This window comes from Xanthomonas sp. LMG 12460, from assembly GCF_009192895.1.
Classification (GTDB): domain Bacteria; phylum Pseudomonadota; class Gammaproteobacteria; order Xanthomonadales; family Xanthomonadaceae; genus Xanthomonas_A; species Xanthomonas_A sontii.
Genome location: NZ_NKUH01000051.1, coordinates 47,027 through 54,950 on the forward strand (window position 1 = coordinate 47,027; position 7,924 = coordinate 54,950).

The following is a 7,924-nucleotide window of genomic DNA, read 5'->3' on the forward strand; positions in this document are numbered from 1 at the left end:
CGGAGAGCACACTCCCCGCAGGCGCAGCTTCGGACGGAACAAGGTGACGTGCACGCCGGCCCCGAGCAGGGGCGGTGATGGCGGTCGCGCATGGCGAACCGCACGCCGGCAATCCACGCCGGCATTTCGGGCGAGTGCAGCATCCCATGCCGCTCGCGAATGACTCGCCTGATCATCAGGCCCCGTGGGGCGCATCTTAAACCAGGTCCTACGCCCGAAACCACCGCTGCCGCGCGCGCCGCGTCACATCCGCGCGCCGTCCGTTCAGCGGTCCAGCGGCGGGGTGTACTGCTGCTTGGCGGAGTCGTAGGTGTAGGTGACGGCATCGGCGGGGCCCAGCGTGCGCACCTTGCCCGGCCCTTCCACCGCCGTGCCCTGCAGGGCGATCCGCAGCGACGGCACATTGCCGCTGGCCGGCGGCACGAAGCTCAGCGTGCCGGTGCTGGTGGCGCATTTCATGGTGCCCTGGTCGTCGCAGGCGGCGCTGTTGTCCTCGCCGGCGGCGGCCGTGCCCAGGTAGACCCAGCCCTTGTAGTCGCCAAGGTCGTTCTTGTTCGGGTCGAAGGTGAACACCGCGAAGCCGGCACTGGTGATGCCGTCGGCGAAACGGGTGGTCGGCAGCGCCAGCAGCAGGTGGCCATCCTTGGTCTCGGTGCTCTGCGGCTTGCGCTGTTCGTCCAGGGTGTCGGCCTTGCCGTCGGAGCCGAAGTCGCCGGCCCAGCGCTGCGCGTGGAACAGGGTCCAGGCCGGCTTGCCGCCGGCGCTGTCGAGCACGTAGGTGGCCTGGCTGATGCTGACGGTCGCGGCCGGGTCGGGCATGTCCTGGTCGCCGGCCGGGTCCCCGGGCTTGGCGTACTTGCCGCCGGTGGCATTGGCGAAACCGGTGTAGTACTGCTTGCCGCCGAGGTCGAAGCGGTAGCCGTACCAGAAGCTGGCCACCGCGCCGTTGTCGATGGCATAGGACGCCGAGCCGTCGCCCTTGGCGCCGTAGATGTCGGCCAGCACCTGGCCCGGCGCCGGCACCTCGGCGGCGGCCGGCTGCGCCGCGGCGCTCGCGTCGGCGGGCGCGGCGGATGCGGGCGCGCTCGCCGTCGCCGGGGTCTGCGCCGCGGCCGGCGCATCGGCGGCCTTGTCCTTGCACCCGCCCAACAGCAGGAAGGTTGCCGCCCACAGGGCCGTGGTTCCTCGCCTCATCGCACTGCGTCCTTTGGAGTCCGTTGGCGCGCGATGCTACCAAGAACCGCGGCGACGCCAAGTGACAGGCGTGCACGCCGTCGGGACCGGCACCCAGGCCGCAGCGCCCCGGCTCAGGGCGCGTCCGGCTCCATCGCCGGCACCGGCTGCGGGCGCGCCAGCAGCGGCTGGGTCAGCGCGTACAGGATGCGCAGGTCTTCGGCGTCGAAGGCGGTGGCGTCGTTGCCGCGGTAGTGGTGGTGGAAGGCGCGCAGGGTCGCCGCCCGGTCGTCGACCGGATAGCCGATCAGCGCCAGCGCCTGCCACGGATCGAAGCCGGGGGGCGCCGGCGGCGTGTCGGCGGCCGGCCAGCGGCCGAAGCCGGCCTCGGCCAGACGCTGCCAGGGGAACAGCGGGCCCGGGTCGACCTTGCGCGAGGGCGCGAAATCCTCGTGCCCGACCACCTGGGTGCGCGGGATGCGCAGGCGCGTGCACAGGTCCTCGAGCAGCACCAGCAGGCTGGCGATCTGTTGCTGCGCGAACGGGGTCTTGCCGTCGTTGTCCAGTTCGATGCCGATCGAGGCGGAGTTGATGTCGGTGATGGTGCCCCAGCGTCCGGCGCCGCCGTGCCAGGCGCGGTCCTGGTCGGCGACCAGTTGGTAGCGCGTGCCGTCGCGGCCGATCAGGTAGTGCGCGCTGACCTTGCCTTTGCTGTTGTGCGAGCGCAGCGTGTCCAGGCTCTGCTGTACCGAGTGCTGGTCGGTGTAGTGGATGACGATCAGGATCGGCCGGCGCGTGTCGTAGTTCGGCGACGGCACCCAGGTGGCCAGCGGATTGCGCTGCGGCGCGTGCGCGCAGGCCCCGAGCAACGCGAGCGTGGCCAGCAGCAACAGCCGGCGCACAGCGGACAGGGACGGCACGGGAACACGGGTCATGGACACTTCCTGGTCGGCGACGCACAAGCGTACGCAATCGGCGCGGCGACGTCGTGCAGGGACGCGCCGACGCTCACCGGCGCGCACTCAGAAGCGGTAGTTGAAGTTGACGGACCACTGCCGGCCGATCGCGCTGTACACCCGCGGGAAGTACGGCCAGCTGGTGTAGGTGTCGTCGCGCGGGTGCAGCGCGTCGAACACGTTGAGCACGCTCAGGCCGATGGTCGCCTTGTCGGTGATCTGCTTGGCGAGGTCGAGGTTCCACGCCAGGTAGGGTGCTACCCGGCCGCGCTCGGCGTAGTCGGGCCGCGAGCCGTAGCGGTAGCCGTACACGCTGGCCGACCAGTCGCCGCGGCTCCAGTTCGCACGCCAGTTGCTGCGCGTGCGGAACGCCAGGTAATCGACGTCGTTCATCACGTCCACCGGGCGGGCGCCGGCGAACTGCGCCACCTCCATCCGCAGCACCCGGGTCAGCCCGCCCTGCAGGCCGAGCGTGCCCCAGGCGCCGAGGTCGAGGTCGTAGCGCAGGCTGGCGTCGACGCCGTCGGTGCGCATCAGCGACTGGTTGATGGGGAAGGTCTTGAACGCGGTGATCTGGCCTTCGCTGGTCAGGTCGGTGCCGGGGCTGCGCGTCACCGCGTCCAGGTAGAAGCGGCAGGCCGCCGAGGCGGTGTCCACCGCGGCGCCGGCGCGGTCGCGGCCGAGCAGGCAGTTGGCGTTGTTCTCCAACAGGGTTTCGCTGGAGATGGCTTCGACCCGGCCCTTGAGTTCGATGCGGTAGTAATCCAGGCTCAGCGACAGCGCCGGCAGCACATCCCACACCGCGCCGAGCGTGGTCGACTTGCCGGTCTCCTCGCGCAGCAGCGGATTGGAGGCCTGGGTGGAGAAGGTCTGATACTCGTGCGCGCTCGCGCAGGCCGCCGACAACGGATCCAGACCGTCGCGGCGGCACAGGTATTCGTCGACCACGGTGGGATTGTTGGCGCTGGTGCCGGCGTAGATCCACAGCAGGTCAGGCGCGCGGAAGCTGGTGGCATGGCTGCCGCGCAGCAGCAGCGTGTCGAACGGGCGCCACTCCAGTCCGGCCTGCCAGGTCGCTGCGCCATCGACCGCGGTGATGTCGTCGTAGGCGTCGTAGCGCGCGGCCAGGGTGGCGCTGAGCCGGCTGGCGATCGGCACGCGCAGTTCCAGGCCGGCGGCGTAGCGCTTGCGCGGACCGCCGCCGGGTGTCTGGGTAAGGTTGTAGATGCGCTCGCTGCCGGTGTAGTCGACGGTGGTGCGCGGATCGGGCTGCAGGTCGTAGGTCTGCCGCGCGGCTTCCAGCACGGTGGCGATCTGCACCATGCCCGCCGGCAGCTCGAACAGGTCGCCACTGACCACGAACTGCGCCTGGTCGGTGGCCGATTCGCCGCGGCTGACCACCTCGGTGGTGAGCTGCTGGTACAACGCCGGGCTGCCGGGCGCGAACAACCGGTCCGGGCGCACACGGCGGATTTCGGTGCCGTCCGGCCGATAGCCCAGCACCGGCCCGAAGTAGTAATCGCGCACCGCGTTGGTGAGGAAGCGCGGGCGCCGCGTGGTGATGTCGTAGCGTGACAGCGACACACTGGCATCCCAGTCGAAGCGCCCATCAAAGGCCTTGCCGCGCACGCCGGCGTTGAGGTTCCAGGTGCGCTCGTCGTAGTCGATGGTCTTGATGCCGCCGACCTCGTCCGGCAGGAAGATGCGCTGCGCGGTGACCAGCCCCAAGTCCGGATCGTAGGCGGTGAACGCGCCTTCGCCGATGTAGTAGTGGGTCTGGCTGGAACTCTTGTCCTGCGCGCGGTTGACCAGCAGTTGCGCATAGGCGACCACGTCGTGGCCGAGTTCGGCATCGCCGGCCAGGTAGGCCGAGGTCTTGCCGTAGCCGTTCTGCACCGAGCGCCCGGCGTAGTAGTCGAACGCGCCGCAGCGGTTGGGCGCGGCCAGGCTGTCGCTGGTGCGGTACGGACGGAACGCCGGATTGGTGGCGGCGCAGGCCGCGGCCAGCGCCTGCGGGGAGGTCGACAGCGTGCCCGCCTGCGGCCACAGATAGGTGGTGCCGCGGCGCAGATACACGCCGGAGATGGACACGTTGGGCGAGCTGGGGTCGGCCTTGTTGGCGGGATGGTCGTCGTAGGAATCCATGAAGTCGCGCTGGCGGGCGACGATGGGTTCGCGATCCAGCCGCTCGAAGGCGTAGGTGACGCTCCAGCCGTCGCCGCGGCGCCCGCCGGTCCACTGCAGTTGCCCGCTATCGCCGCCGCCGCGGGTGGTGGTGCCGGCACGCACGCGCAGACTGTCGCCCTGGAAATCGCGCTTGGTGATGATGTTGACCACGCCGGCGACCGCATCGGAGCCATAGATGGCCGAGGCGCCGCCGCTCATCACTTCGATGCGTTCCACCGCCGCCGCCGGAATGCTGCCCAGGCTGACCGCGGTGCCGTTGGCGCCGTAGGGCTGCGGATAATCGGCCATGCGCTTGCCGTTGAGCAGGATCAACTGGTAACCCGGCCCCAGCCCGCGCAGGTTGAGATACTGGCCGTTGGGCGAACTGCCGGTCTGGTCGCTCTCGTTGAAGGTGCTGCCGCTGAACTGGGTCAGCGTGCCCAGCGATTCCCACACCGTGGCGAAGCCCTGCTTGCGGATGTCCTCGGCGGTGATGACGGTGACCGGCGCCGGGCCTTCCACCTGCGCGCGGGCGATGCGCGAGCCGGTCACCAGCACCGCATCGAGATCGCGCGGCGTCGCCGCCTGTTCCTGCGCCGCGGCCGGCAAGGCCGCGACCAGCGTCGTCAGCGACGCCAGCGCCACGCGCACGGACCGCAAGGGAAAAGGACGACGAACGATTCGCATGGGCACGCGGCTCTCCTGCTGGCGTGGGTGGATGGCGCGAACGCCGCGGGCGCGGCCACGGCCGAGCGCCTGTCCCTGGCGTCCACGCACACGGCGATGGCGCGTGCGCGGCACGCGGCCATCGTGTTGCGGGTTCCTGCATCTTGCCGAGCGGACGCGGCGCTGCCGTGCGCTGCCTGCACGTTCCCCAGCGCCATCGCCACGCGCCCCCTGTGCAGTCGGATGTAACACGCGCTCGCAAAACCTGTCAACGCAGCGCCTTGACAGAAAAAAACCGGGAATCGAAGATCCTGGCGTCGGCGTGTAGTACACGCCGACCTTCTTTCCAGACAGTGGGTTCCCATGATCACGATGCGCGGCCTGTGCCTGTTGCTCGCCGCGGCGGCGAGCGGCGCCATCGCCACGGCACGCGCCACCGAGGCCATGCCGCTGCAGGCACAGCCGGCGCAGTTGCAGGCCGCGCACTGGATCGCGCGGCTGCCGGCGGCGTCGGCACCGCTGCTGGAGGCGACGCAGCGCGCCGCGTTCAACGCCCGGCTGCTGCGCGACGACCCGTCGATGCACGACCTGACGGCGCTGCCGACGCAACTGCCCGCCGCGCAGGTGCGCGCGCAGATCCTGGCGCTGTCGGCGCCACCGTCGCGCACGCTGTACGACAGCCAGGGCGGCGTACTGGACGCCGCGCGATTGCAGGCGCTGCAGCGCGCGCTGGCGCTGGACGCGCTGCCGGCGCAGGTGCAGCCGCGCTATGCATTGGTGGTGCAACGCGCCGACCTGCGGCGCTTCCCGACCGCCGAGCGCGTGTTCAGCGACCGCGACGATCGCGACATCGACCGCTTCCAGGAATCGGCGCTCTATCCGGGCACTGCAGTGGCGATCCTGCACGCCAGTGCCGATGGCCAGTGGCTGTTCGTGCTGGCGAACAACTACGCTGCCTGGATCGCCCGCAACCACCTCGCCGAGGGCGACCGCGCCAGCGTGCTCGCCTACGCGCAACGCACGCCGCGGCTACTGGTCACCGGTGCGCGCGCGGCCACCGTGTTCACCCCGGAACTGCCGGCGGCCTCGCAGGTGGCACTGGACATGGGCAGCGCGCTGCCGCTGTTGCGCGGCTGGCCGCCACAGAACAGTGTCAACGGCCAGTCGCCGCTGGCCGCCTACGTGGTGCAGTTGCCGCTGCGCGACCGTGACGGTCGCCTGCACCTGGTGCCAGCGCTGATACCGCGCAGCGCCGACGTCGCCGAGGCGCCGCTGCCGGCCACGCCGCAGATGCTGCTGCAGCAGGCGTTCAAGTTCCTCGGCGAGCGCTACGGCTGGGGCAACAGTTACGACGCGCGCGACTGCAGCGGCTTCGTCGTCGATCTGCATCGCAGCCTCGGCATCGAGTTGCCGCGCAACACCGGCGACCAGGCGCGCAGCCCCGCACTGACGGCGGTGCCCTACACCGCCACCGATCCGCTGCCGCAGCGGCGGCAGGCATTGGCGCAACTGCGCGTCGGCGACCTGGTCTACATCCCCGGCCACGTGATGCTGGTGATCGGCCACGAAGACGGCCAGACCTGGGTGATCCACGACGTGGCCGGCGCCAGCTACCGCGACGCCGCCGGGCAGGTGCAGCGCGTGCGCCTCAACGGTGTGTCGGTGACGCCGCTGGAACCGCTGCTGCTCGGCGACGGCACGCCGTTCATCGACCGCATCACCCGCATCCAGCGCCTGCGTGCGCCGACCGCCGAATGAAGATCACCGAGATCCGCCTGGGCATGCTGCGCGTGCCGCTGAAGACCCCGTTCAAGACCGCGCTGCGCACCGTGCAGGCGATCGAGGACGTGGTGGTCATGGTCCACACCGACGATGGCCGGATCGGGCATGGCAGCGCCCCGGCCACGCCGCCGATCACCGGCGACACCCATGGAGCGATCATCGCGGCGATCGAGCGCTGCCTGGCACCGCGCCTGATCGGCGAGGACATCGCCGACCTGCAGCGCCTGCGCGGCCTGATCCAGGGCGCGCTGGAACACAACAGCAGCGCCAAGGCGGCGCTGGAGATCGCCGTGCACGACCTGTGGGCGCAGCAGCACGGCGCACCGCTGTACCGCCTGCTCGGCGGCGGCACGCCGCACCTGAGCACCGACCTGACCATCAGCGTGAATGCCGTGGACACGATGGTGGCCGACGCGCTGTCGGCGCTGGCGCGCGGGTTCGTGGCGCTGAAGATCAAGATCGGCACCGATCTCGCCGAGGACATCGCACGGGTCAAGGCGATCCATGCCGCGGTTGGCGATCGCGCGCAACTTCGGCTGGACGCCAACCAGGGCTGGACGCCGAAGCAGGCGGTGCAGGCGATGCACGCACTGGAACATGCCGGGGTCACGCTGGAACTGCTGGAGCAGCCGGTCAAGGCCGGCGACGTGGACGGCCTGCAGTACGTGACCGAGCGCGTGCAGACCCCGGTAATGGCCGACGAAAGCGTGTTCTCACCGGCGCAGGCGATCGCGTTGCTGCAGCGGCGCGCCGCGGACATCGTCAACATCAAGCTGATCAAGGCCGGCGGCCTGTCCAACGCGCTGCGCATCGCCGATATCGCGGCGGTGTACGGGGTGCCGTGCATGATCGGCTGCATGCTCGAATCGAGCATCGGTGTGGCCGCAGCGGCGCACCTGGCGGTGGCGCGCGCGGACGTCATCACCAAGGTGGACCTGGACGGGCCGTCGCTGGGCGCATTCGATCCGGTGGTGGGCGGGGTGCAGTTCGACGAGGCGCAGATCCGGATTGGCGATGCGCCGGGACTGGGGATTCGCGAGATCCAGGGGTTGGAGCTGTTGCCGCGGTCGGTGTAATGGCGCCGCGCATGGCTGGCTGTCGCAATTGTGGGAGGGACTTCATTCCCGACTGCTGTCGCAATCGGTCATTGGATGGCTTCACTCGTCGCGACTGAAGGGCAC

Annotated in this window: 5 protein-coding genes; 2 read left to right on the forward strand and 3 right to left on the reverse strand. The window is 70.4% G+C overall.

Annotated elements, in window-relative coordinates; all coding sequences use genetic code 11:
* Positions 1-264 precede the first annotated feature (264 nt).
* From CEK66_RS11860 to CEK66_RS11870, 3 genes are all read right to left on the reverse strand, one after another.
* Entirely contained in the window at positions 265-1,194 is a 930-nt protein-coding gene (locus tag CEK66_RS11860) for a hypothetical protein (RefSeq protein WP_152237040.1), read from the reverse strand.
* A gap of 113 nt (positions 1,195-1,307) precedes the next feature.
* On the reverse strand, positions 1,308-2,108 hold the full coding sequence (locus CEK66_RS11865) for an N-acetylmuramoyl-L-alanine amidase (protein WP_152237041.1): 801 nt from the start codon (positions 2,106-2,108) through the stop codon (positions 1,308-1,310).
* Positions 2,109-2,195: 87 nt separating this feature from the next.
* Entirely contained in the window at positions 2,196-4,982 is a 2,787-nt protein-coding gene (locus CEK66_RS11870) for a TonB-dependent receptor (RefSeq protein ID WP_226978585.1), read from the reverse strand.
* A gap of 342 nt (positions 4,983-5,324) precedes the next feature.
* Between CEK66_RS11870 and CEK66_RS11880 the strand changes: the two genes are divergently transcribed.
* Positions 5,325-6,719 carry an SH3 domain-containing protein gene (locus CEK66_RS11880; protein ID WP_152237043.1) on the forward strand — a complete coding sequence of 465 codons (1,395 nt, stop codon included), beginning with the start codon at positions 5,325-5,327 and terminating at the stop codon, positions 6,717-6,719.
* Positions 6,716-7,819 (forward strand): dipeptide epimerase, encoded by a 1,104-nt coding sequence (locus CEK66_RS11885; protein WP_152237044.1) that lies wholly within the window; start codon positions 6,716-6,718, stop codon positions 7,817-7,819. The genes CEK66_RS11880 and CEK66_RS11885 overlap by 4 nt, the downstream gene beginning before the upstream one ends.
* Positions 7,820-7,924: the final 105 nt, after the last annotated feature.

What these genes read in the sequence shown, in the direction of transcription:
- CEK66_RS11860 (WP_152237040.1), bottom strand. Translation starts at nt 1,194, where the DNA reads ATGAGGCGAGGAACCACGGCCCTGTGGGCGGCAACCTTCCTGCTGTTG.
- CEK66_RS11865 (WP_152237041.1), bottom strand. Translation starts at nt 2,108, where the DNA reads ATGACCCGTGTTCCCGTGCCGTCCCTGTCCGCTGTGCGCCGGCTGTTG.
- CEK66_RS11870 (WP_226978585.1), bottom strand. Translation starts at nt 4,982, where the DNA reads ATGCGAATCGTTCGTCGTCCTTTTCCCTTGCGGTCCGTGCGCGTGGCG.
- CEK66_RS11880 (WP_152237043.1), top strand. Translation starts at nt 5,325, where the DNA reads ATGATCACGATGCGCGGCCTGTGCCTGTTGCTCGCCGCGGCGGCGAGC.
- CEK66_RS11885 (WP_152237044.1), top strand. Translation starts at nt 6,716, where the DNA reads ATGAAGATCACCGAGATCCGCCTGGGCATGCTGCGCGTGCCGCTGAAG.